This is a genomic window from Aeromonas sp. ASNIH1, assembly GCF_002934285.1.
GTDB classification, from domain to species: domain Bacteria; phylum Pseudomonadota; class Gammaproteobacteria; order Enterobacterales; family Aeromonadaceae; genus Aeromonas; species Aeromonas caviae.
In genome coordinates, this window is record NZ_CP026228.1 from 763,169 (window position 1) to 785,877 (window position 22,709).

Below are 22,709 nucleotides of genomic sequence, written 5' to 3' on the forward strand. Positions count from 1 at the left end.
TGTGGATTCTGTCTACGCTATTTTGTGATTAATTTTTATGGTTGGTACTTGAACAGTGGCTCTTTGGCCATGCTAAACCGCGCACATTTTTACATATCTCCCCGGCTGGATGTGTGACCGGGCAGGCACTATTGTTGTTCTCTGCCACCGACTTTGCTGATGATGCATTCAACAAAAGTTGGTAGCCAGTTACATAAACCGAAAATAAATTTCACAGTTTTTCATGATATAGCGCAATTTCGCGCAGATTGTTGGTTGACTCGCGAGGGAGTTCTAGTAAATTTACAAACGGAATTTTCTTTGACTACTGAACAGTTAGGTAACCAATTATGACTATCAAAGTAGGTATTAACGGTTTTGGCCGTATCGGTCGTTTCGTTTTCCGTCTGGCCGCTGAGCGTGCTGACATCGAAGTGGTTGGTATCAACGACCTGATCGACGTTGACTACATGGCTTACATGCTGAAGTACGACTCCACTCACGGTCGCTTCAAGGGCACTGTTGAAGTCAAAGACGGCAACCTGATCGTCAACGGCAAAACCGTACGTGTTACCGCTGAACGTGACCCGGCCAACCTGAAATGGGGCGAAATCGGTGTTGACGTTGTTGCCGAAGCAACCGGTCTGTTCCTGACCGACGAAACCGCTCGCAAGCACATCGCTGCCGGTGCCAAGAAAGTCGTACTGACCGGTCCGTCCAAAGACGCTACCCCGATGTTCGTCATGGGCGTCAACCAGGATTCCTACGCTGGCCAGGACATCGTTTCCAACGCTTCCTGCACCACCAACTGCCTGGCCCCCATCGCCAAGGTTCTGAACGATACCTTCGGTATCGAATCCGGCCTGATGACCACCGTTCACGCTACCACTGCTACCCAGAAGACCGTTGATGGTCCGTCTGCCAAAGACTGGCGCGGTGGCCGCGGTGCGGCTCAGAACATCATCCCGTCCTCTACCGGTGCTGCCAAGGCTGTTGGCGTGGTCATTCCGGAACTGAACGGCAAGCTGACCGGCATGGCCTTCCGCGTTCCGACTCCGGACGTGTCCGTTGTTGACCTGACCGTCAACCTGAAGAAAGAAGCGTCCTACGCTGAAATCTGCCAGGCCATGAAGGCTGCCTCCGAAGGCGCCATGAAGGGCGTGCTGGGCTACACCGAAGACGAAGTGGTTTCCACCGACTTCCTGGGTGAGCGTCAGACTTCCGTGTTCGATGCCAAGGCTGGTATCCAGCTGAACAAGACCTTCGTGAAAGTCGTCTCCTGGTACGACAACGAAATGGGCTACTCCAGCAAGGTTCTGGACCTGATCGCTCACATCTCCAAGTAATTTGGGATGCGCAATCGCGTAGCTTGAAAAAAGGCGGCCAATGGCCTAATGCCAGTCAGTTAAGCCTGACTGGCATTGTTTTTACTAGGTTTTCTCGTCGCATACTTCTGTGGTTTGGCTTTGATGCACCTTGGGTAACTTCGTTCTCGGCGGGCGGGTAACTTGAACTGCTCTGCCTGTTTGTCCAACTCAGCGACACGCCCTGGAACCATGCCCGGTGACACAAACGGCAGGCAACTGAGTTCATGCAGCAGATACACCGATGCCATGTGAAAGCTCAACTGGCTGGCCGTATAGCCCTTTAAGCTCGCCGCCATCCTAACCATCTGATATCTCAGTAGGTTATAGGCCAATACCAAGCCCCATAGCTCCTGCCTTACTCCATCGGGTTTCTTGCTGCGCAGCGTCAGCCGGTGCTGTTGCAGGCTATGTTTCATCTCCCGATAGCCCAGCTCGATTTCCCAGCGATTCTGGTATAGCTCCATCAACTCGCTGGCCGGGAAGCGCAGCGGGTCGGTGAGCGAGGTCAGCACCTGCCGCTCCTTGCCGTTTACCGTCCGGGTCAGCAGCCGGGCTTCGAACTGCTCCGGCAACTCGCTCCACTTCTTCTTGGCCTGCGGACTGGCTCTGAGGCGTACCAGCACATCCTGCCGCCCCAGCTTGCGGATGACCTCGTATTGAGCCCCCTTTTTCAGCGGAATAAGCCAGTGACGCGCTACGCCCTGGCGTTGCCAGGCATGGAGTAACCCCAGTGAGTAGAAGCCCTTATCGAACAGGGTCAGGCTATTATCGGGTGTTTTTTCAATCAGTTGCTCTGCCAACACCATCTCGTTTACCGCACAGGAGTCCATCACTGTCTGGGTCAGCAGATGACTGGTCAGCTCCATCTGACACAACATGCGGACCTGGGGATATTGCGTCTCCCCCTGGACGGTTTTCGACTTGGCAAAGGCGCCGGCATTGTCCGGAGTATCGGGCGTGCGCCAGACCACCCCGTCCACGGCCAGCAGCTGCAAGCCGGCCCAGGTGGGGTGCTGACACAGCTGATGCCAGAGTGTGGCGGTCTGCTGGAACACCTGTCGAACGGCTTGGTCAGCCAGTTTTTGGCGCGCCTGGATGAAGGCGCTGGGGACGACAAACGGCCGGTCGCCGGGTAACAGGATATCGAGCTGGTTGGCCAGCTGGGCCATAGGGACATGACGAAACAAGGACATCCCGATAATGGCCCATAGCACCCGCTCCATGGGCATGCGCCGTCGGCGCAAGGAGACGGAGCCCGTCTCGGCCAAGCAAGCCTGCACCAGTTCAGGTGACAGCAGGTCAGACAGGGACTCAAACTTTCCGGGAGGACAGGCGTGAATGAAGTCGAGAGCTTGGTCGATACGCATAAAAAAATCCGAAACCCAACAAGGAGTTTCGGATTCTTACACAGCCTGAGGATCGGTCAATGGATCCTTAACTGATCGGCATTACGGCCAATGGCCGCCTTTTTGTATTCTGAATCACGGACCCTTTCTGAATGTCCCCGAGCACTGGAGCCTTTATGACACCGACACGTACGCTGACTGCCCACTGCACCCTGAGCCAGGATAGCCTGCCCCTGCTGACCATAGACAATGAGCACGCCAGGGCCGAGATAAGCCTGTTTGGCGCCCATGTGCTGCGTTACCAACGCCATGGTGAGCCGGCCTCTCTCTGGCTCAGCGACAAGGCGATACTGGATGGCAGCAAGCCCATTCGCGGCGGCATTCCCCTCTGCTGGCCCTGGTTCGGCCCCTCCCCCGCTCGCGTTGGCAGCGGCAAGCCGGCTCATGGCTTCGCACGCAACTGCCTGTGGACGCTGGATGGGGTCTCCGATCACGGGGATGGCACACTCGTCCACCTCTCCCTGCGTGACAACGATGCCAGCAGGACGCTCTGGCCCCATGCCTTCGAGCTGGAGCTGGACGTACTGGTCGGCAAGGAGCTTTCCCTGGTGCTGACCACCCGCAACACCGGCAAGTCAGCGCTCACCTACAATGCCGCCCTGCACACCTACCTGCAGATCAGTGCGCCGGAAGCGGTAACCGTGACCGGCCTCGGCGAACCCTATCTGGACAAGCTGACCGGCCGAAACGAACTGCAACAGGGAGCGCTGACCGTCACCGCAGCCATGGATCGCATCTACCGCCAGCCCGATGCCATGGTCAGCGTGCAGGATGGTGAGCGCACCACCCGGGTGGTCAGCGGCAACCACGACAGCGTGGTGGTCTGGACCCCCTGGCAGGAAGGGGCCAGCGCCATGGCCGACATGAGTGACGAGGGTTATCGCACCATGCTCTGTGTCGAGGCGGCCATCACTGCCGAGGACGGGATCACCGTCGCGCCCGACGAGGAGCACAGCTTCTCCACCGTCATCATCTGACGATACGGCTGACGGATAAATTAAAGAGGGCTCCCGCGGGAGCCCTCTTTGCATCTTGCCATCAGAGTCAGTCAGGCGTTGCCCTGGGTCTTGAGCTTGAGCTCGGCGGCGAAATCCAGCATGCGATCGAGCGGGACAAGCGCTTTGAGACGCAGTGCCTCATCCACATGGATCTCGTGACGCTCTGCACCGTCGGTCAGGGCTTCCTTGATGGCCACCAGGCCGTTCATCGCCATCCAGGGGCAGTGGGCGCAGCTGCGGCAGGTGGCACCATCACCACCGGTGGGTGCCTCCACCATCTCTTTCTCCGGGCATGCCTGCTGCATCTTGTAGAAGATGCCGCGATCGGTCGCCACGATCAGTTTCTGCTGGGGCAGCTCTTTGGCGGCCTTGATGAGCTGGCTGGTGGACCCCACCGCATCCGCCAGCTCGATGACGGAGGCCGGAGACTCCGGGTGCACCAGCACGGCGGCATCCGGGTTCTGGGCCTTGAGCTCGCGCAGCGCCTTGGCCTTGAACTCGTCGTGCACGATGCAGTGCCCCTGCCAGCGCAGCATCTCGGCGCCGGTCTTCTTCTCGATGTAGGCGCCGAGGTGTCTGTCCGGGCCCCAGATGATCTTGTGACCCTGACTGTCCAGATGTTCGACGATCTCCAGCGCAATGCTGGAGGTGACCACCCAGTCGGCACGTGCTTTCACCGCTGCCGAGGTATTGGCATAGACCACCACGATGTGATCGGGGTGGGCATCGCAGAAGGCGGAGAACTGGTCGATGGGACAACCCAGATCGAGGGAGCACTCGGCCTCCAGCGTCGGCATCAGCACCCGCTTGTGGGGGCTCAGGATCTTGGAGGTCTCTCCCATGAAGCGCACACCGGCCACGATCAGGGTCTGGGCCGCATGGTCGCGACCGAAGCGGGCCATCTCCAGGGAGTCACCCACGAAGCCACCGGTGGCTTCTGCCAGGGCCTGGATCTCGGGATCCGTGTAGTAATGGGCAACCAGCACGGCCTGGCGCGCCTCGAGCAGCACCTTGATCTCGGCGATCAGGGTCGCCTTCTGCTCGGGAGTCAGGGGCTGTGGTTTGGCCGGGAAGGGGTAGTCCATCTCGACTACCGGCGGAATACTGCTCAGTGCATTGCTCATTGCGACTGTTCCATCAACGCTCGGGAAGGCCAAAATTATAACCAGAAGCCGTGCACAAACCCATCAACAAATCCAGTACAGTACAACTGTCAGGACCCGCTCCGACCATATCGTTGTCATTCTTGCCAAAAGGAGTTGTCGAATGAAACAACGTTCGCTCAAGACCAAGTTGTTATTGCTCACGCTGGGACTTTTTCTCGCCAGTGGCGTCGCCATGACATGGCTACAGTCCTCCTCGCTGAACGGCCTGCGTGATGACATCATGGCGCAGACCCGTGGCGCCCTGGAGCAGGAGGTTTCCCGTTCCCTGCAATTCCAGGCAGAGCGGTATGCCGTACAGATCGAAGACCAGTTGCAGCAGGCCTATCAGATACCGCTCGGCATGGCGGCGCAGCTTGAAGGAAGCATGGCCCAGCCGGACCAGCGGCTGAGTCGCCCACAAGTGGAGCTGCTGCTTGGCAGCCGCCTGCGCCAGGCAAACGGGATCAGCTCCATCTACGCCCAGTTCGAACCCAACGGTTACGACGGACAGGACGCCGACTGGCAGACAGGCGCCAGCCATTCGGTTGTCGGCAAGGGCAGTCTCGAGGTCTACTTCACCCGGGAACAGAACGGAAACATCGCGCAGCAGACCATAGATGCCGACACCAGTGACGCCAAGTTCGACACCTCGCGCAATGAATTCGGCATTCGCAACAGCGAGTGGTATCTCTGCGGTCGCGAGACTCGTCGCCCCTGCCTGATGGAACCCTACCTCTACGAGATAAGCCCTGGCCAGAAGATGCTGATGACCAGCCTGACGGTGCCCGTCCTCAAGGATGGCAAGTTTGCCGGGATCACCGGGGTCGACATGAACCTGCCCATCTTTCAGCAACTGGCCGAGCACCTTGGCAAGAGCCTCTATGACAACCAGGCCGAGGTCACCCTGGTCAGCAAGACGGGCTTCATCGTCGGCAGCAACCGCCATTCGGACAAACTGGGTCGCCCCCTGACAGAGGCTGGACTGGTTGCCCCGAATGGACACCCCGCCGATACCGACAGCGATTTCATCCTGCAGCAGCCCATACGGATCGAGGCCGCCGACAACCAGTGGTGGCTGATGATCAAGGTGCCCAAGGCCCTCGCCCTCAGCCAGGCCAACACCATCAGCCAGCAGCTCGGCAGCCTGTTGCAGGCTACCCAGCAGCAGCAGCTGGTTGCCATCGTTGTCATCACCCTGGTGGCCCTGGGCCTGCTTGTCTGGTTCATCCAGACCATCACGGCGCCCCTCTCCCTCATCAGCCGCCACGTCTCCCACCTCGCCAGCAATGAAGGCGACCTGACCCAGCAGATGCGTATCGACACCCACCAGGAGCTCATCGAGCTGGGCAGGCATCTCAATGCCTTCCTCGGCAAGCTGAGGGCCATGGTGCAGGGCAGCAAGCAGATAGGGCAACAGGTGCATCAGCAGGCCAGGGGCATGAAACAGACGGCCGATGCCATGCGCAGCAGCCTGGATGATCAGAGCCTGGAGCTGGAGAGCGTGGTCAGCGCCATGCACGAGATGAGCACCACGGCAGTCAGTGTGGCGGGCTATGCGGAACAGGCGGCGCAGGAGTCGGAAGCGGCGACCCACCATGTCAGCACGGCCCAGCAGACATTGAGCAGGGCCCGCAGCGAGATCCATACCCTGGTCGAGGACATGCATCAGGCCGACAAGGCGGTCGCCCAGGTCGCCCAGCGCAGCACCAATATCAGCCATATTCTCGATGTGATCCGGGCCATTGCCGAACAGACCAACCTGCTGGCCCTCAACGCAGCCATCGAGGCGGCGCGGGCCGGCGACATGGGCAGGGGGTTTGCCGTCGTGGCGGACGAGGTGAGGGCGCTGGCCAACAAGACCCGCTCATCCACCGACGAGATAGGGCAGCTCATCGGCAGCCTGCAAACCGAGGTCACCAGCAGCCAGCAGTTGATGAGCACGGGGATCGCCCGCTCGGTGAGCACGGTTGAAGGCACGGAGCAGGCCTTCGAGGCACTCAATCAGGTGGTCACCCAGATCCAGCAGATCCATGATCACATCAGCCAGGTGGCGACCGCCGCCGAGCAGCAGAGTGCCGTGAGCGACACCATCAACCAGAACCTGATGCGCATCGGCGACGCCGCCACCACCCTGGGACAAGAGGCCAATGCCAGCCAGCGCCTGAGCGAGGCACTGGAACAGGCAGCCACCACCCTGGCAAGCGAGCTGGATCGACTGCGAACCTGATGGGAGACGGAAACGAAAAAGCCCGCATCGCTGCGGGCTTTTCAATATGGTGGTCGTTACTGGGCTCGAACCAGTGACCCCCTCCTTGTAAGGGAGGTGCTCTCCCAGCTGAGCTAAACGACCTGGGACAAGACTGAAATGATGGTGGGTCGTGCTGGATTCGAACCAGCGACCAATTGATTAAAAGTCAACTGCTCTACCGACTGAGCTAACGACCCATCTAAATCATTTTTAAAGCATGGTGGTCGTTACTGGGCTCGAACCAGTGACCCCCTCCTTGTAAGGGAGGTGCTCTCCCAGCTGAGCTAAACGACCTGGGATAAGACTGAAATGATGGTGGGTCGTGCTGGATTCGAACCAGCGACCAATTGATTAAAAGTCAACTGCTCTACCGACTGAGCTAACGACCCATCGAAATCATTTTTAAAGCATGGTGGTCGTTACTGGGCTCGAACCAGTGACCCCCTCCTTGTAAGGGAGGTGCTCTCCCAGCTGAGCTAAACGACCTGGGATAAGACTGAAATGATGGTGGGTCGTGCTGGATTCGAACCAGCGACCAATTGATTAAAAGTCAACTGCTCTACCGACTGAGCTAACGACCCATCTAAATCATTTTTTAAAGCATGGTGGTCGTTACTGGGCTCGAACCAGTGACCCCCTCCTTGTAAGGGAGGTGCTCTCCCAGCTGAGCTAAACGACCTGGGATATGACTGAAATGATGGTGGGTCGTGCTGGATTCGAACCAGCGACCAATTGATTAAAAGTCAACTGCTCTACCGACTGAGCTAACGACCCATCTAAATCATTTTTAAAGCATGGTGGTCGTTACTGGGCTCGAACCAGTGACCCCCTCCTTGTAAGGGAGGTGCTCTCCCAGCTGAGCTAAACGACCTGGGATTCAATGTTCAGAGTGGTGGGTCGTGTAGGGTTCGAACCTACGACCAATTGATTAAGAGTCAACTGCTCTACCGACTGAGCTAACGACCCACATCCTGAACCTTTCACCAACCGCATGTGGCGGCCAGTATTACAACATGGTGGTCGTTACTGGGCTCGAACCAGTGACCCCCTCCTTGTAAGGGAGGTGCTCTCCCAGCTGAGCTAAACGACCTGGGATTCAATGTTCAGAGTGGTGGGTCGTGTAGGGTTCGAACCTACGACCAATTGATTAAGAGTCAACTGCTCTACCGACTGAGCTAACGACCCACATCCTGAACCTTTCACCAACCGCATGTGGCGGTTAGCGTTACAACATGGTGGTCGTTACTGGGCTCGAACCAGTGACCCCCTCCTTGTAAGGGAGGTGCTCTCCCAGCTGAGCTAAACGACCTGGGAATATTGTCTTCACCTGCTGTGAAGAAATGGTGGGTCGTGCTGGATTCGAACCAGCGACCAATTGATTAAAAGTCAACTGCTCTACCGACTGAGCTAACGACCCTCACCACGACCAGTGCCGACTGCATTACTGCTCCGGCTCTGACGGCGGCCTATATTACGGATTTATCATCCTGGCGCAATAGAAAAATCTTAAATTAAATCTGATTGTTCACTGCGCATACAAAGCACGGCGGTATTTACAAGAGTGTTACGAAAACAGTGACATGCAGCAATGTCACAGCTTGGCCAGACTCTGTTTGGCCAGCTGGGCCGGCGAGGTGTTGGGGTAACCCTTGATCACCTGCTCATAGAAGGCCTTGGCCTCTGCTTTTTTGCCGTCAAGCTGGGCGAGCATGCCGAGTTTCAGCAGGGCATCGGCCCGCTTGGGTGACTTGCTGTATTTGTTCGCCACCGTGGAGAACTGGCTCGCGGCCCCCGCCCTGTCACCCTTGTTGAACATCAGCTGGCCGAGCCAGTAGTGGGCATTGGGAACATAGCTGGAGTTCGGGAACTGCTTGATGAACCCTTCGAAGGCAGGAATGGCCTTGTCATAGTTCTTCTCCTTGAGCACCATGTTCACGGCCGCGTCGTAGGCCTGGTTCTCATCCTGGTTGGTGGAGTAGTTGGCTGCCGCGGCAGGAGGCGTTGCAGCACCTGCAGCAGGTGTTGCGGGCGCGGCGGCAGGCTGGCTGTTGGCCACCTTGTCGAGCTCTTGGTAGAGTTGGCGCTGGCGCTCCTGGGACTGCTCCATCTGGTAGGTCTGCTGTTCCAGCTGACCACGCAGCTCGGAGACCTCCCCTTGCAGGGAGTCGACCTGTTGCTGCAGTTCGGCCTGCAGACGCAGACGGGCGTTGAGGGTACGCTCCAGCAGAGCAACCCGGTCTTCCAGGCTGCCGGTCGGTACGATGGCACCATTGTTGCCGCTCAGCACCACGCCGCTGCTGCCAGAATCCCCGCTCAGATCGCTCACGGGTGCCGCTGCTTGCGCATTCAAAGCAACCAACACGGCCAGCGCAACACCAGCTTGCTTGTACACAGATTTCATTCGGATCAAACCTTAGCGTTTAGTGCAAATAAAACGGTCAGCGCATAGTCGCTCGCTGATACAGATTTCATTCGGATCAAACCTTGACGTTTAGTGCAAATAAAACGGCCATCGAAATGGCCGCTTGCATATAAACGAACTTCGTTCGACTCAAACCTTAGTAAACCAGGACCGCACGGCGGTTCTTGGCAAAGGCTTCCTCGGTGTGGGACAGATCCAGCGGCTTCTCTTCGCCATAGCTGACGATGGAGAGCTGCTCGGCCTGCACACCCAGGGTTTGCAGATACTTGGCAACAGCCTTGGCACGACGCTCACCCAGCGCGATGTTGTATTCCGGCGTACCGCGCTCGTCGGCGTGGCCTTCGATCAATACCTTGACGCTCGGACGTTCACGCAGGTAGCTGGCGTGGGCATCCAGCAGGTCGGCGTACTGACCCTGAATGTCGTAACCATCGTACGGGAAGTAGATCACGTTGTCGCGTTGCAGCGCTTCGAACTTCTGACGCATCTGCTCTTCCGGGGACAACATGCCGTTGGCGCCGCCGGTTTGTACACCGCCCATGCCGTCAGTCATGCCGGACTCGGCGCCAGCGGCGTCGGAGTCGGAAGAGGAGCTACAGGCAGCCAAGGTGAACAGTGGCAGTGCGATGGCCAGACCCTTGAGCAGTTTATTGAGTTGCATGCTATTTCCTTAAACCTTTATAACAAAACAAAAAACAATCGATTTTTATCAATTCAAGAAGGGCGACCAAGCTGGTGCACGAATTTCACCGCTACTGGTCGGAAGCACTGCCTTGAAGCGACCGTCGGTCGACACCAATGCAAGACTCTTACGACCCTGATAGATGGTGGCATAAATGATCATGCTGCCATTGGGAGCCACACTTGGCGATTCATCCAGAGCACTCTGGGTCAGTACCAGCATGGCTCCATTTTCCATATCCTGGCGAGCGATGCGATATTGTCCCTGAACCCGGGTCACCATCACCATGGACTTGCCGTCCGGTGTGATGGATGCCCCCTGGTTGGAATCCCCTTCCCAGGTCATCCGGCGAGTCATGCCAGTCGCCAAATTTACGCTATAAATCTGGGGTTTGCCACCACGTTCAGAGGTGAACAGCAAAGTTTGACCGTCCGGCATCCAGGAGGGTTCGGTGTCGATGGTACGGTTATTTGTGACTCGGGTGAGTTGCTTGCTAGCAACATCAACGACATAGATGTCAGGCTGCCCATCTTTGGACAGAACAATAGCCAAACGACGACCATCTGGAGACCACTCCGGCGCACCGTTGATGCCACGGAAGCTGGTGATCAGACTGCGCTGCTGGGTGTAGATGTCCTGCACATAGATCTCGGACTTCTGGTTCTCGAAGCTCACGTAAGCCAGCTTGCTGCCATCCGGCGACCAGGCCGGGGACATCAGGGGTTCACGGGAGCGCAGCAGGGTCTTCTCGTTGTAGCCGTCGTAGTCGGAGATCCGCAGCTGATACGGGAACTGGGTGCCCTGCTGCACGGAGACATAGGCCAGACGAGTCAGGAAGGCGCCACGCTCACCGGTCAGACGCTCGTAGACGATGTCGGAGATGCGGTGGGCAAACTGGCGCATCTGGGCACCCGGGATGGTCGCCATGCGGCTGTCCAGGATGTAACCGTTCGCTTCACCGCCCTGGGTCTTGGCCAGCTGGCCTTTCAGGACGTCGACCAGCTCGAAGTTGATCTTGTAGGTACCATCACCCACGGCGGCGATGGAGCCGACCACCACGGCTTCGACCCCCTGGGAAGCCCAGGGTGCGAAGTTGATCTCGCCGCTGGTGCTCGGCGTCTGCGGCATCTGGCCACGAGCCAGCGGCTTGAACTTGCCGCTGCGCATCAGGTCGTTGGAGACCACTTCCGCGATATCCTGCGGCAACTGGCCATTGCCCTCCCACTTGAAGGGGGCGATGGCGATGGGGCGCGCACTGTCGATACCGCCGGTGATGACGATGTCCAAGGCCGCCTGAGCACTCTGGCCCAGCAACAAACAGCCAACCAAAGCAAAAAACACTTTTCTTATCATGGCTTAAACTCTCAGTTCCAATTTGAGACTCAGTTCTCTGATCAACAACCCTTGCCAATCAAAGCAGAAACACTCTCTTAAATCGTTGGCGCTAGCTGAAGGCGTAGATCCTTCATCAATTCGAATGCCGCCGGATCCTTCGGCACCGGCAACTGGTTGGCCTTCAGAACCGCCGCCTTGCCGGAGCGACAGACCGCCGGATCACCCTGACCGTTGTCCACCGAGATGACGAAGCCGCTACTGGCCAACTTGACACCGATAGTACATGTTTTGCCCCGCATGGTGGGATCCAAAATCATGTAGCGCTCGACCGTGGCCTTGATGAGGGCGGCATACTTGTCGACCTCACCCTTGGCGGCTGCCGATGCGGCCTGACTGCGCGCATTGGCCTCGGCGGCCAGCTGCTGCTCCATCATGGCTTCCATCTCTTTTTGCAACTTGGCCTCTTCGGCCGCCTTGCGCTTGCGCTCCGCCTCAATCTTGGCCTTTCTGTCGGCCTCGGCCTTCGCCTTCTTCTCTGCGTCAGCTTTTGCCTTCTTGTCAGCCTCTTCCTTCGCCTTCTTCTCGGCCTCGGCCTTGGCTTTCTTCTCGGCTTCCGCCTTCGCCTTTTTCTCGGCTTCGGCCTTGGCCTTCTTCTCGGCTTCCGCTTTCTTGGCCTTGGCCTCTTCCGCCTTGGCTTTCTCTTCAGCCTGCTTCTTCTCCAGCTCTTCTTTTTTCTTCTTGAGCGCCAGCGCCTTGGCCTCTTCCGCCGCCTTGCGTTCGGCTTCGGCCTTCTTGGTCTTCTGCTCTTCCAGCTTGCGGGCTTCCTCGGCTTTCTGGGCCTTCTCTTCCGCCTGCTTCTGTTCAGCCTCTTTCTTCTGCTTGTCGGCTTCGGCCTTGCGGGTCGCCTCTTCGGCCTGCTTGCGCTTGGTCTCGGCGATACGCAGACGCTCCTGCTCCTGTGCCAGCTCGCGTTTGACGCGCTCAGCGTCTTCCTTGTCCTTCTGCTGCTGTGCAGCCTTGGGCTGGGCCTGCTTCTGCTGCTGGACCTGCTGCATCTGCTGCTCCAGCATTTCGCTGTCCATCATGACCGCATTGACGATCTGTCCCTTGGACTCGGGGCGCTTGGGTTTGCTGAAGTCGACACCGACCAGCAGGATGATGCCGATGATCAGATGCAGCAGCAGCGACGCGACGAGATAACCGGAAATACCACGCTTCACATCCATCTCCGTCAGTTCACCGGATCCGTCATCAGACCAACCTGAGGCACACCGGCTTTCTTGAGGGCCACCATCAGCAGGATCACCTCCTCGTAGCGTACGGACTTGTCACCGGCGACCACCACGGGCGCGTTCTGGTTGATGGCCAGATAGCCCATAGCCTTCTCGGTGATGTACTGCTGCATCGCCTCTGGGGTGCCGCTCGGTACGGGTTCGTCATCCGCCTCGCCGGCCTTGATGACGTACTCACCCTCGGTATTGACGCTGACGATGAAAGGCGGCTTGGAGTCTTCCGGCAACTGCTCGGACTCCGCCTGGGGCAGGTCGACCTTGACCCCCTGCGTGATCACGGGCGTGACCGCCATGAAGATGATGAGCAGCACCAGCATGACGTCGATATAGGGCACCACGTTGATCTCGGCGACCTTCTTGCGTTTGAGCCGCTGATAGGTTTGCATTACTTCTCACCCTGCTGTGCGATTTGGCGGTTCAGAATGGTGGTGAACTCGTCCATGAAGTTGGCGTAGGCGTTTTCCAGCCGTTCGACCTTGTTGGTGAAGCGGTTGTAGAAGATAACGGCCGGGATGGCGGCAAACAGACCCATGGCGGTGGCGATCAGCGCCTCCGCGATACCCGGTGCCACCATCTGCAGGGTCGCCTGCTGAACCTGACCCAGAGCGATAAAGGCGTTCATGATCCCCCAGACGGTACCGAACAGACCGATATAGGGGCTGATGGAGCCGATGGTCGCCAAGACCGGCAGGTTGGACTCGAGATCGTCCACTGCTCGGGACAGGGAGACGCGCATGGCACGATAGGTACCGTCCATCACCGCATCCTGACCACGGGCACCGGCCTTGAGCAGGCGGGCATACTCCTTGAAGCCGGAGTAGAAGATGTCTTCCATGCCTTCGATGTCGTCACGACGGGAGGAGGACTCCTGGTAGAGACGATTGAGGTCGACCCCGGACCAGAATCTATCTTCAAACTGCTCCGAGGCGAGGTTGGCCGCCTTGATGGCCTTGGAGCGCTGGATGATCAGCGCCCAGGAGACGACCGACATGCCCATCAGGGTCATCATGACCAGTTTCACCAACAGACTGGCTTGCCAGAACAGGCCAATAAACGAAATTTCAGCGTGCACTTAACAGCACTCCCTTGATTTTTTCAGGTATTGCAACAGGTTTCATTTGCGGATGACTGACACAGGCGATCTGTACCATGGCCTGAGTGATCAGCCGTCCATCAGCCGCCAGGATCTGCTGTGAAAAACGCATGGAAGCGCGTTTCACTTCAGTTACTTGCGTCATTACGGTCAGCAGTTCATTGAAACGGGCCGCCGCGCGGAAGTCGATTTCGGTGCGACTCACCACAAACGCGATCCCCGCCTGCAGCAGGACATCCTGTTCGATGCCGCCTGCGCGCAGGAATTCGGTGCGGGCCCGTTCCATAAACTTGAGATAATTGGCGTTGTAGACGATGCCTCCGGCATCCGTGTCTTCGTAGTAGACACGCACCGGAAACTCAGAGACTTCCCCCATAAAAATCTGTGATCCATTCGACAGTCAGATGGGGGGCTATCATAGCGCAGGGCTGAATAGGAAAGAAGCAGGGGGAGACAGGGAAATCCCCTCTCCCCCTGTTTTTTATGGCGTGCTGCGGCGCCGACAGGCCGAAGACCACAGGGCTGTCAGCATCACAAGAAAAGCGGACAAGAGAAGTGGCTGCGAGCGGCGTGACAAGCGAGGTTCTGTCGCTCTGACCGGGCGGCGGCACGCCCCTCAAAAAAGAAGAAGGAGGTGGGCTCATGCCGACCTCCTTCATCATTTATGGCAGGTAGTAGCTGCTGGTCAGCCAGAGCCCGCAGAGCAGGCTGGGCAGGGCGAGCCAGGGGAAGAACAGCACGCGGCCCACCAGGCTGCGCGGGTGAAATCCCAGTCCATGCATGACACCGCAACAGACCGCCCACATCAGCCAGGGCGCAAGCCAGAGGCCGTGCTCACTGGTGTTGGCCGCGACCAGGTTGGGCGCCTGCAAGATGGCGACAGCCAGCAGGGCCGCCGCCAGCAGCATCAGACCTTGCCATGGCTGGCGCTCCAGAGGAGCGGCCAGCCGGGCGAGCCTGTCACTTGTCTTCATCAATCTGACGATCCAGGTTCTCGGTGTGCTCCAGCCAGAGCGCATTGATAATCCCAAACGCACAGGCCAGCAGCAGCCCCAGGATCCAGGTGAAATACCACATATCAGGGCACCTTCTTAGTAGAGCGATTGTTGGTTGTCTTCGATGTGCTTGTTACTCACCCGGCCGAACATCTTGATGTAGGTCCAGATGGTGTAAGCCAGCACGGTCGGCACGAAGACGACTGCGACTACCGTCATCACCTTGAGGGTGTTGAAGGAGGCGGTGGAATCCCACATGGTCAGGCTCTGGGACGGCTCGAGGCTCGAGGGCATCACGAACGGGAACATGGAGAAGCCCGCGGTCAGGATGATGCCGGCGATGGCCAGGGAGGAGAACAGGAACGCCACCCAACCCTTGTCCAGCTTGGCCGCCACGGCGGTCAGCAGACACATCACCAGACCCAGCACGGGTGCGGCAATCATCCAGGGATAGAGGTTGTAGTTCTGCATCCAGGCACCGGCCTGCACCACCACTTCCTTGTGAAGGGGGTTGGTGACGGCGTCGGTGGCGACGGAGCCCACAATCACATAACCATCCATGCCGCTCACCCAGACACCGGCCAGGGCGAACAGCACCAGGGTCAGCAGGGAGAAGATCATGGCGGCGGTGCGAGAGCGCGCCAGCACTTCACCTTCGGTCTTCATCATCAGCCAGGTTGCACCCTGGGTGATGATCATGAAGAGGCTCACCAGACCGGCCAGCAGGCCGAACGGATTGAGCAGACCGAAGAAGTTGCCGTGATAGGTCATCATCAGGAACTGGTTGAAGCTGAACGGTACACCTTGCAGCAGGTTGCCGAACGCCACCCCGAAGATGACAGGGGGAATGGCGCTACCGGCAAACAGAGCCCAGTCCCAGTTGGAGCGCCACTTGGCATCTTCCTGCAGGGAGCGGTACTTGAAGCCGACCGGACGGAAGAACAGCGCCATCAGGGTCAGGATCATGGCAATGTAGAAGCCGGAGAAGGCCGCCGCATAGACCATGGGCCAGGCGGCGAACAGGGCGCCACCGGCGGTCACCAGCCAGACCTGGTTGCCTTCCCAGTGCGGCCCCATGGTGTTGAGCATCACGCGACGCTCCACATCCTTCTTGCCGACGAAGGGGAGCAGGGCGCCCACCCCCATATCGAAACCGTCGGTGATGGCAAACCCGATCAGCAGCACGCCGACCAGCACCCACCAGACCAGACGCAACAGTTCGTAATCAAACATGGGTCACTCTCCTTATGCCTTGCTCTGTTCGAAGTGGTACTTGCCCGTCTTCAGGCTGCTTGGGCCCAGGCGCGCATACTTGAACATCAGGTACATCTCGATGATCAGCAGTACGGTGTAGAACAGGAAGATCCCGATCAGAGAGAACCAGATCTCGGACGCAGGAATGTTGGATGCAGAGACATAAGTCGGCAGCATCTCGGCGATGGTCCAGGGTTGACGACCATATTCAGCGACAAACCAGCCTGCCTCGATGGCGATCCAGGGCAGCGGAATGCCGTACAGCAGCGCCTTGAGCAGCCACTTGCGCTCGCCGATCTTGTGGCGGGTGCTGTCATAGAAGGCCAGACCGATCAGCACCAGCATCAGGATGCCGCAGGCGACCATGATGCGGAAGGCGAAGAACAGCGGCAGTACCTGCGGGATGGAGTCATCCACGGCAGCCTTGATCTGCTCGTCGGTGGCGTCGGTCACGTTGGGGGTGTAACGCTTGAGCAGCAGACCGTAGCCCAGATCCTGCTTCACTTCGTCGAAGCGGGCGCGGGTATCGTCGGACTTGTCACCGGATTGCAGCTTGGTCAGCAGGTCGTAGGCGGTCATGCCGTTGCGCACGCGCAGCTCATGCTCGCTCTTGAGATCCTTGAGACCAGTCACCTGACCGTCCAGGGAACGGGTGGCGATGATGCCGAGGGCATAGGGTATCTTGATGGCGTAGTCGGTGCGCATCTCCTCCTGGTTCGGGATCCCGAACAGGGTGAAGGATGCCGGAGCCGGCTCCGTGTTCCACTCGGCCTCGATGGCCGCCAGTTTCACCTTCTGCACTTCCCCGGTCTCGTAGCCGGACTCGTCACCCAGCACCAGCACGGAGAGGATGGAGGCCATGCCGAACGCGGCCGCGATGGCGAAGGAGCGACGAGCGAACGCCACATCACGATTCTTCAGCAGGTAATAGGAGGAGATCCCGAGCACGAACATGGCGCCCGTGGTATAGCCTGCCGCCACGGTGTGGACGAACTTGACCTGTGCAACCGGGTTGAACACCAGGTCGGCGAAGCTCACCATCTCCATGCGCATGGATTCGAAGTTGAACTCGGCACCCACCGGGTTCTGCATCCAGCCGTTGGCGACCAGGATCCAGAGTGCGGAGAGGTTGGTCCCGAGCGCCATCAGCCAGGTAGCCGCCAGGTGCTGACGCTTGCTGAGACGATCCCAACCGAAGAAGAACATACCGACGAAGGTGGACTCCAGGAAGAAGGCCATCAAGCCTTCGATGGCCAGCGGGGCCCCGAAGATGTCGCCGACATAGTGGGAGTAGTAAGCCCAGTTGGTACCGAACTGAAACTCCATGGTGAGCCCGGTGGTAACCCCGAGGGCAAAGTTGATACCGAACAACTTGCCCCAGAACTTGGTCATGTCCCGGTACACTGTGTTGTTGGTCATCACATAGACAGACTCCATGATCGCCAGGATGAAGGCCATCCCCAGCGTCAAGGGTACAAACAGGAAGTGATAAAGGGCCGTCGCAGCAAATTGGAACCGCGATAGGTCTACCACATGCTCAGCAATCATGATGTTTCCTCACCGATTATTGGCACGGCTATTTTAAGTTTTAAGGACAAAGCTTCCATTGGAAGTCCCCGAACGGTCGGTCACCCCTCGCGGACTGACCGGATTCGACTGCCACCACATTAACAACAAGGCAATATACAGGAACAAAAAAAGCTAATGTTTAACATCTAATAAACAATAACCAGGATTCTATTCCCGCCTATAATGATCGCTGTTTTATATCACCTTTATTTGATTGAAATCAATGTAAAACCACCCTCAATACATGCTTTTTCAAGGTAACTTATAGGGCTTTCCCCATTAATTATGGGAGCTTCATCACAAAAAACAACAAGTCGTAAATAATTGATTTAAATCAATTTTATGACTCACTAAAATAGTTTCAATTCTGTTAAACAAATACACAACCCCGGGAATAAAGCCTTCGCATCTCGATTATTTCAATAAATGGCCAGGCTCATCCAAAAATCAATTTAAACCCAGTAAAAACACATGTTTATGCGGATTGACACCCCCACCAAAGCCATTAGTTTATCTAATCAAAAGCCCATAGATTTTCTTGTTTGCCCCACCCGGAAAGAGCTCCTACAATGCGCCTCGCAGTGAGGGCATACCTCTGAATACAGGCCGGTCATTCCGGGTTCCCGGTACGTATTCGATGAACATTTCGAACCTGTTTGTTGGGATTAATGATGAAAAAGTTTGTTGCCAAGACCATCCGTTACTACAAGCTTTCTTTCGTTCAACTCTATCAAATGAACCGACTCTGAAGCCTCGCGACGGCTCCTCTGTTTTTTCCCGACCGGTCTGCAGACGCGCTCACTGTCTGTGAACATCCATCCTGAATTGTCTTTTCCCACCGCCTGTGCCGTGGGCTTTTTTTTGCCCGCAAAACAAAAAGCCGCCTCAAGGGCGGCTTTTTGGTTCATATCGCAACGTCTACTGATCTGCCGGTCGTTCCAGGCCAAAGTGTGCGTAGGCTCTCTGAGTTGCGATCCGCCCTCTGGGTGTACGTTGCAAATAGCCTTGCTGGATCAGATAAGGTTCCAGCACGTCTTCTATGGTGTCCTTCTCCTCACCGATGGCGGCGGCCAGATTGTCGAGCCCGACTGGCCCCCCCATAAACTTGTCGATGACGGCCAACAATAGCTTGCGATCCATGAAGTCGAAACCTTCGTTGTCCACGTCCAGCATGTCCATGGCTCGGGCCGCAATGGGTCCGTCAATTCCCCCGTCAGACTTCACCTGGGCAAAATCTCGTACCCGCCTTAACAAACGGTTAGCAATCCGCGGTGTCCCCCGGGAGCGACGGGCTACCTCGAGAGCGCCGTCTTCCGTCATGTCGAGCCCGAGGCAGCGGGCGCTGCGAGAGACGATGTCGGTCAGGTCCTTGACGTTGTAAAACTCGAGGCGCTGCACGATGCCAAACCGATCCCGCAGGGGGCTGGTGAGGGAGCCGGCCCGGGTGGTGGCACCGATCAGGGTGAAGGGAGGGAGATCGAGCTTGATGGAGCGGGCCGCCGGCCCCTCCCCTATCATGATGTCGAGCTGATAATCCTCCATGGCCGGGTAGAGCACCTCCTCCACCACCGGGCTGAGACGGTGGATCTCGTCGATGAAGAGCACATCGTTCGGTTCCAGGTTGGTGAGGAGCGCCGCCAGATCGCCGGCCTTCTCCAGCACGGGGCCCGAGGTGGTCTTGATGTTGACCCCCATCTCGTTGGCGACGATGTTGGCCAGCGTGGTCTTGCCAAGGCCGGGAGGCCCGAAGATCAGCAGATGATCGAGGGCCTCCCCGCGCTGGCGGGCGGCCTCGATGAAGATCTCCATCTGATCGCAGACGTGATCCTGCCCGGTATAATCGGCCAGCTTTCTGGGCCGGATGGCCCGATCGATGATCTCGTCCTCACGGGCGGCACCGGCCGAGATGAGGCGATCCGCTTCAATCATTGTCTACCTCACACCAGGCTGCGCAGGGATTCACGAATGATCTCCTCTACCGACATGCCGTCGGCGGCCACCTTGCTGACGATCTGGCTGGCCTGCTGCGGCTTGTAGCCGAGGGCCACCAGTGCACTGGCCGCCTCCTCGCTCGCATCCGGGGCACGCAGCGGGCTCTCTTTCGCGGGCAGGGTGATTTCGGCCGGGGAGAAGAGATCGTGGCTGACCCAGCCCTTGAGGCGGTCTTTCATCTCCACCACCAGGCGCTCGGCGGTCTTCTTGCCCACGCCGGGCAACTTGACCAGTGAGCTTATCTCCTCGCGCTCGACGCTCATCACAAACTGGGTGGCCGTCATGCCGGAGAGAATGGCCAGTGCCAGCTTGGGGCCGACCCCGTTGGTCTTGATCAGCTCGCGAAACAGCGCCCGCTCCTGCTTGTGGTTGAAGCCGTAGAGCAGCTGGGCATCTTCACGCACCACAAAGTGGGTGTGAATGACGGCCTCCTTCCCGAGTTCGGGCAGATCATAGAAGCAGCTCATGGGCATATGAACCTCATATCCCACCCCTCCGACTTCCAGCAACACCTCGGGGGGTTGCTTCTCGATGATGACGCCTCTCAAGCGACCGATCATGTTCTTTTCCTCGCCACGCAGACTCTCGCAAATTGGGTCATAGCATAAAGAATAACTGGATAAGTATCCAGCATAGGTCCATGCAGATCATGGGATGACCCGCTCTTCATACCCGGCCATTTCCCTCGTTCAGAACACTGTCTGTCACTTTATTTTCCATCGGGGATGGCACATCTTCGTCATTGATTGAACACTGAAATGGTCTTGTTCGGCACCAGGGAAGGCTTGAGTCATGAAAATCGTCACCACATCCAACCTCGGACTCACCATTCTACTCGGCTGCACCCTGGGCATGGGGGCGATCGGCTGGTATGGCAGCCAGCGGCTGGCTGATCTGCTCTCCTACGTCCTGGGTGCCGCCTAGCAGACGGCAGATGGTGCCATGGAGGGCTCCATCGAACTCGGCAACCAGTCGCTCTATATCCAGAAGATGCTCTCGGGGATCCCCCTCGACGCACCGGAGCTGCAACGGGCAAAAGAGGCGGCCAGCGACGCTTTGCGCCGGGTGGAGCAAGGCGGGCTCATCGATGCGGCAGCCATCACCACGCTGAAGCAGCATGAGCAGACCTATCAGCAAGAGCAGGCACAGCTGCTGACCCTCTATCGCACCTTCACGAGCGCCGATGAGGCGCTGCGTGCCAGTTCTGAACGCATGTCACGCCTCTCGACCAGGCTGGAGGTGATCGGTGACGAGGCCGTCGAGAGCCTCACCCGCTCACCGGAGCAGGCCATCAGCTGGAACGGCGGCCTCGCGACCCGCTGGCAGGCGGCCGATGGCGGCATGGAGGCCAACATCGGATTCTTGCGCCAGCTCTATGCGCTGGAGAAGATGCAGAGCGAAGGCCCTACTCCTGCCATCCAGGCCGAGCTGGCACAAGCCACCCGCTTCTATCAGGACGCGGTTGACGGCATGCTGGCAACCGGCCAGTTCGATGTGCCCGGCGACGGGGAGTTTGCAGGCCAAATGCTCTCCACCCAGTATCGTGCCCTGCAAGCCGACAATGCCCGCCTGATCCGTGAATGGACCACAACCCTGAGCGCTTATCAGAACCAGCTGGCCCGTTACGAAGGCAGTGCCGACCAGCTCAGGCTGGCGCTGGTCGAGGTCGAGGCCCAGGGGGACGCCACCGTCGAGGATCAGGTTCACCAGCTCAACGCCATCATCGACTACACCAGGGGACTCATCCTAGGGGGCTTGCTGCTCAGCCTGCTGATCGTCACCTGCTGCGGCTTCTGGCTGGTACGCACCATTGTTCGCCCGCTACTCCAGGTCGACAAGCGCATGCAGGGCATCGCCGCCGGGGAAGGGGATCTCAATGCCCGCATCAACCTCTCACGCGACGACGAGATTGGCTCCCTTGCCGGCAGCGTGGATCGCTTCATCGAGAAGCTGCAGAAGATGATCAGCGCCACCATGGACAACAACCAGCACATCAACCAGCACGTGCACACCTCGGTCAACCGGGTCCAGGCCATCAGCCAGAGCAGCCGCCAGACCGCAGCGCATGCCCAGGCGCTGCACCACGACAGCGAGCAGATGGTGCAGGTGGCCACCACCATCTCGGACAACTGCAACCTGGCGGCACACAACGCCAACGAGGTGCGCCAGCTCACCACGCAAAGCAGCCAGTATGTCTCTTCCGCCACCGCCGGCATGCAGCGGGTGGTCATGGAGGTGAGTGAATGTGCCACTGCCATCAATGCCCTCAAGGAGCAGGCAGGGCAGATTGGCCAGATCATCTCCACCATCAGCAATATCTCGGAGCAGACCAACCTGCTGGCACTCAATGCCGCCATCGAAGCCGCCCGGGCGGGCGAGATGGGGCGCGGTTTTGCCGTGGTGGCCGACGAGGTGCGCACCCTGGCCAATCGCACCGCCACCTCCAGCGCCGAGATAACGGATGTGATCAACAGCATCCAGCAGCAGACAGAGCAGGCCTATCTGATGATGCAACGCAACCTGAAAACCGTGGAATCGGGTATGGCGGACTCCGACAACACCAAACAGATCCTGTTCAAGGTAGAAGAGGCCATCGATCAGCTCGCCGACATGGTGCAACAGGTGGCAGAGGCGACCAGCCAGCTCTCCCACACCCTGGGGCACACCACGGGCAAGGTTTCGGATATCAGCCTGCAGGCCCAGACGGGCGAACAGGAAGCCCAGGAGTGCCTGCAACTGGCCTCCTCCCTCCATCAGGCCAGCCAGCAGCAACAGCAGTTGCTGTCGCAATTTCGGGTCTAGTGCGGGCGAGGCAAGGCCCCCGCCCTCCCCCCAGCGCCGCTGAATTTAGCCCTTGGGCCGGGGGGCTTCGCCTGTTAAAATTCCGCACTTGAAATTTTCCAGGGCCAAGCCGCCCGAACTAGCGAAGGTC

19 protein-coding genes, 14 tRNA genes and 1 pseudogene are annotated in these 22,709 nt (G+C 58.3%); 4 read left to right on the plus strand and 30 right to left on the minus strand.

Annotated features, from left to right (window positions below; translation table 11 throughout):
- Positions 1-329: 329 nt before the first annotated feature.
- Entirely contained in the window at positions 330-1,325 is a 996-nt protein-coding gene (gene gap, locus C2U37_RS03625; RefSeq protein ID WP_010672882.1) for a type I glyceraldehyde-3-phosphate dehydrogenase, read from the plus strand.
- A 59-nt stretch (positions 1,326-1,384) separates the two neighbouring features.
- On the opposite strand, the gene C2U37_RS03630 is transcribed toward gap, so the two are convergent.
- Entirely contained in the window at positions 1,385-2,713 is a 1,329-nt protein-coding gene (locus tag C2U37_RS03630; protein WP_010676218.1) for an IS4 family transposase, read from the minus strand.
- Positions 2,714-2,868: 155 nt separating this feature from the next.
- On the opposite strand from C2U37_RS03630, the gene C2U37_RS03635 reads away from it, so the two are divergent.
- Positions 2,869-3,729: a D-hexose-6-phosphate mutarotase gene (locus tag C2U37_RS03635; protein ID WP_104451842.1), complete on the plus strand. Its 861-nt coding sequence runs from the start codon at positions 2,869-2,871 to the stop codon at positions 3,727-3,729.
- A gap of 71 nt (positions 3,730-3,800) precedes the next feature.
- Here the strand turns inward: C2U37_RS03635 and nadA are convergent, their stop codons facing one another.
- Positions 3,801-4,874 carry a quinolinate synthase NadA gene (gene nadA, locus C2U37_RS03640; RefSeq protein ID WP_052816503.1) on the minus strand — a complete coding sequence of 358 codons (1,074 nt, stop codon included), beginning with the start codon at positions 4,872-4,874 and terminating at the stop codon, positions 3,801-3,803.
- Positions 4,875-5,016: 142 nt separating this feature from the next.
- Between nadA and C2U37_RS03645 the strand changes: the two genes are divergently transcribed.
- Positions 5,017-7,122 (plus strand): methyl-accepting chemotaxis protein, encoded by a 2,106-nt coding sequence (locus C2U37_RS03645; RefSeq protein ID WP_104451843.1) that lies wholly within the window; start codon positions 5,017-5,019, stop codon positions 7,120-7,122.
- 47 nt (positions 7,123-7,169) lie between these two features.
- Here C2U37_RS03645 and C2U37_RS03650 read toward each other — a convergent pair.
- From C2U37_RS03650 to ruvA, 28 genes are all read right to left on the minus strand, one after another.
- Positions 7,170-7,245, minus strand: a tRNA-Val gene (locus tag C2U37_RS03650).
- 19 nt (positions 7,246-7,264) lie between these two features.
- Positions 7,265-7,340, minus strand: a tRNA-Lys gene (locus C2U37_RS03655).
- Between the two features lie 21 nt (positions 7,341-7,361).
- Positions 7,362-7,437: transfer RNA gene (locus C2U37_RS03660), tRNA-Val, on the minus strand.
- A gap of 19 nt (positions 7,438-7,456) precedes the next feature.
- Positions 7,457-7,532, minus strand: a tRNA-Lys gene (locus C2U37_RS03665).
- Positions 7,533-7,553: 21 nt separating this feature from the next.
- Positions 7,554-7,629: transfer RNA gene (locus tag C2U37_RS03670), tRNA-Val, on the minus strand.
- A 19-nt stretch (positions 7,630-7,648) separates the two neighbouring features.
- Positions 7,649-7,724: transfer RNA gene (locus C2U37_RS03675), tRNA-Lys, on the minus strand.
- A 22-nt stretch (positions 7,725-7,746) separates the two neighbouring features.
- A tRNA-Val gene (locus tag C2U37_RS03680) sits at positions 7,747-7,822 on the minus strand.
- Positions 7,823-7,841: 19 nt separating this feature from the next.
- Positions 7,842-7,917: transfer RNA gene (locus C2U37_RS03685), tRNA-Lys, on the minus strand.
- Positions 7,918-7,938: 21 nt separating this feature from the next.
- Positions 7,939-8,014, minus strand: a tRNA-Val gene (locus tag C2U37_RS03690).
- A gap of 19 nt (positions 8,015-8,033) precedes the next feature.
- A tRNA-Lys gene (locus C2U37_RS03695) sits at positions 8,034-8,109 on the minus strand.
- A gap of 48 nt (positions 8,110-8,157) precedes the next feature.
- Positions 8,158-8,233 (minus strand) — tRNA-Val (locus C2U37_RS03700).
- Positions 8,234-8,252: 19 nt separating this feature from the next.
- A tRNA-Lys gene (locus C2U37_RS03705) sits at positions 8,253-8,328 on the minus strand.
- A gap of 48 nt (positions 8,329-8,376) precedes the next feature.
- Positions 8,377-8,452, minus strand: a tRNA-Val gene (locus tag C2U37_RS03710).
- A gap of 32 nt (positions 8,453-8,484) precedes the next feature.
- A tRNA-Lys gene (locus C2U37_RS03715) sits at positions 8,485-8,560 on the minus strand.
- Positions 8,561-8,734: 174 nt separating this feature from the next.
- Positions 8,735-9,544 carry a tol-pal system protein YbgF gene (gene ybgF, locus C2U37_RS03720; protein WP_041211017.1) on the minus strand — a complete coding sequence of 270 codons (810 nt, stop codon included), beginning with the start codon at positions 9,542-9,544 and terminating at the stop codon, positions 8,735-8,737.
- 157 nt (positions 9,545-9,701) lie between these two features.
- Positions 9,702-10,226, minus strand: coding sequence for a peptidoglycan-associated lipoprotein Pal (gene pal, locus C2U37_RS03725; RefSeq protein ID WP_010672877.1), 525 nt, complete (start codon positions 10,224-10,226; stop codon positions 9,702-9,704).
- 48 nt (positions 10,227-10,274) lie between these two features.
- Positions 10,275-11,600, minus strand: a complete 1,326-nt coding sequence (tolB, locus tag C2U37_RS03730; protein ID WP_010672876.1) for a Tol-Pal system beta propeller repeat protein TolB — start codon at positions 11,598-11,600, stop codon at positions 10,275-10,277.
- Between the two features lie 77 nt (positions 11,601-11,677).
- Positions 11,678-12,808: a cell envelope integrity protein TolA gene (tolA, locus tag C2U37_RS03735; RefSeq protein ID WP_010672875.1), complete on the minus strand. Its 1,131-nt coding sequence runs from the start codon at positions 12,806-12,808 to the stop codon at positions 11,678-11,680.
- A gap of 5 nt (positions 12,809-12,813) precedes the next feature.
- Positions 12,814-13,260 carry a protein TolR gene (tolR, locus tag C2U37_RS03740; protein WP_010672874.1) on the minus strand — a complete coding sequence of 149 codons (447 nt, stop codon included), beginning with the start codon at positions 13,258-13,260 and terminating at the stop codon, positions 12,814-12,816.
- Positions 13,260-13,946, minus strand: coding sequence for a protein TolQ (gene tolQ / locus C2U37_RS03745; protein ID WP_010672873.1), 687 nt, complete (start codon positions 13,944-13,946; stop codon positions 13,260-13,262). Before tolQ ends, tolR begins: the two co-directional genes overlap by 1 nt.
- On the minus strand, positions 13,936-14,343 hold the full coding sequence (gene ybgC, locus C2U37_RS03750; protein WP_010672872.1) for a tol-pal system-associated acyl-CoA thioesterase: 408 nt from the start codon (positions 14,341-14,343) through the stop codon (positions 13,936-13,938). The genes tolQ and ybgC overlap by 11 nt, the downstream gene beginning before the upstream one ends.
- A gap of 286 nt (positions 14,344-14,629) precedes the next feature.
- Positions 14,630-14,941, minus strand: coding sequence for a cyd operon YbgE family protein (locus C2U37_RS03755; protein WP_039039483.1), 312 nt, complete (start codon positions 14,939-14,941; stop codon positions 14,630-14,632).
- The gene (cydX, locus tag C2U37_RS03760; RefSeq protein ID WP_005331536.1) at positions 14,928-15,044 is read right to left on the minus strand and encodes a cytochrome bd-I oxidase subunit CydX; all 117 of its coding nucleotides are present in this window, start codon (positions 15,042-15,044) and stop codon (positions 14,928-14,930) included. The genes C2U37_RS03755 and cydX overlap by 14 nt, the downstream gene beginning before the upstream one ends.
- 14 nt (positions 15,045-15,058) lie before the next feature.
- Complete coding sequence (cydB, locus tag C2U37_RS03765) at positions 15,059-16,195, minus strand: cytochrome d ubiquinol oxidase subunit II (protein ID WP_010672870.1); 1,137 nt, start codon at positions 16,193-16,195, stop codon at positions 15,059-15,061.
- A 12-nt stretch (positions 16,196-16,207) separates the two neighbouring features.
- Positions 16,208-17,764: a cytochrome ubiquinol oxidase subunit I gene (locus tag C2U37_RS03770; RefSeq protein WP_010672869.1), complete on the minus strand. Its 1,557-nt coding sequence runs from the start codon at positions 17,762-17,764 to the stop codon at positions 16,208-16,210.
- A gap of 686 nt (positions 17,765-18,450) precedes the next feature.
- Complete coding sequence (locus C2U37_RS24540; protein ID WP_029313687.1) at positions 18,451-18,693, minus strand: hypothetical protein; 243 nt, start codon at positions 18,691-18,693, stop codon at positions 18,451-18,453.
- 10 nt (positions 18,694-18,703) lie between these two features.
- A complete protein-coding gene (gene ruvB, locus C2U37_RS03775) occupies positions 18,704-19,714 on the minus strand; it encodes a Holliday junction branch migration DNA helicase RuvB (RefSeq protein WP_104451844.1) in 1,011 nt (336 codons plus the stop codon).
- Between the two features lie 8 nt (positions 19,715-19,722).
- Entirely contained in the window at positions 19,723-20,337 is a 615-nt protein-coding gene (ruvA, locus tag C2U37_RS03780; RefSeq protein WP_010672867.1) for a Holliday junction branch migration protein RuvA, read from the minus strand.
- Positions 20,338-20,569: 232 nt separating this feature from the next.
- On the opposite strand from ruvA, the pseudogene C2U37_RS03785 reads away from it, so the two are divergent.
- Positions 20,570-22,579 (plus strand): annotated as a pseudogene (locus tag C2U37_RS03785) (methyl-accepting chemotaxis protein).
- Positions 22,580-22,709 lie beyond the last annotated feature (130 nt).

Excerpts from the sequence above, each read along its gene's own strand:
- tolR (WP_010672874.1), bottom strand. The coding sequence starts at position 13,260 with ATGCAAACCTATCAGCGGCTCAAACGCAAGAAGGTCGCCGAGATCAAC.
- C2U37_RS03630 (WP_010676218.1), bottom strand. The coding sequence starts at position 2,713 with ATGCGTATCGACCAAGCTCTCGACTTCATTCACGCCTGTCCTCCCGGA.
- C2U37_RS03645 (WP_104451843.1), top strand. The coding sequence starts at position 5,017 with ATGAAACAACGTTCGCTCAAGACCAAGTTGTTATTGCTCACGCTGGGA.
- C2U37_RS03755 (WP_039039483.1), bottom strand. The coding sequence starts at position 14,941 with ATGAAGACAAGTGACAGGCTCGCCCGGCTGGCCGCTCCTCTGGAGCGC.
- cydX (WP_005331536.1), bottom strand. The coding sequence starts at position 15,044 with ATGTGGTATTTCACCTGGATCCTGGGGCTGCTGCTGGCCTGTGCGTTT.
- ruvB (WP_104451844.1), bottom strand. The coding sequence starts at position 19,714 with ATGATTGAAGCGGATCGCCTCATCTCGGCCGGTGCCGCCCGTGAGGAC.
- C2U37_RS03635 (WP_104451842.1), top strand. The coding sequence starts at position 2,869 with ATGACACCGACACGTACGCTGACTGCCCACTGCACCCTGAGCCAGGAT.
- ruvA (WP_010672867.1), bottom strand. The coding sequence starts at position 20,337 with ATGATCGGTCGCTTGAGAGGCGTCATCATCGAGAAGCAACCCCCCGAG.
- cydB (WP_010672870.1), bottom strand. The coding sequence starts at position 16,195 with ATGTTTGATTACGAACTGTTGCGTCTGGTCTGGTGGGTGCTGGTCGGC.
- nadA (WP_052816503.1), bottom strand. The coding sequence starts at position 4,874 with ATGAGCAATGCACTGAGCAGTATTCCGCCGGTAGTCGAGATGGACTAC.
- pal (WP_010672877.1), bottom strand. The coding sequence starts at position 10,226 with ATGCAACTCAATAAACTGCTCAAGGGTCTGGCCATCGCACTGCCACTG.
- tolB (WP_010672876.1), bottom strand. The coding sequence starts at position 11,600 with ATGATAAGAAAAGTGTTTTTTGCTTTGGTTGGCTGTTTGTTGCTGGGC.
- ybgC (WP_010672872.1), bottom strand. The coding sequence starts at position 14,343 with ATGGGGGAAGTCTCTGAGTTTCCGGTGCGTGTCTACTACGAAGACACG.
- ybgF (WP_041211017.1), bottom strand. The coding sequence starts at position 9,544 with ATGAAATCTGTGTACAAGCAAGCTGGTGTTGCGCTGGCCGTGTTGGTT.
- C2U37_RS03770 (WP_010672869.1), bottom strand. The coding sequence starts at position 17,764 with ATGATTGCTGAGCATGTGGTAGACCTATCGCGGTTCCAATTTGCTGCG.
- gap (WP_010672882.1), top strand. The coding sequence starts at position 330 with ATGACTATCAAAGTAGGTATTAACGGTTTTGGCCGTATCGGTCGTTTC.
- C2U37_RS24540 (WP_029313687.1), bottom strand. The coding sequence starts at position 18,693 with ATGAACCAAAAAGCCGCCCTTGAGGCGGCTTTTTGTTTTGCGGGCAAA.
- tolA (WP_010672875.1), bottom strand. The coding sequence starts at position 12,808 with ATGGATGTGAAGCGTGGTATTTCCGGTTATCTCGTCGCGTCGCTGCTG.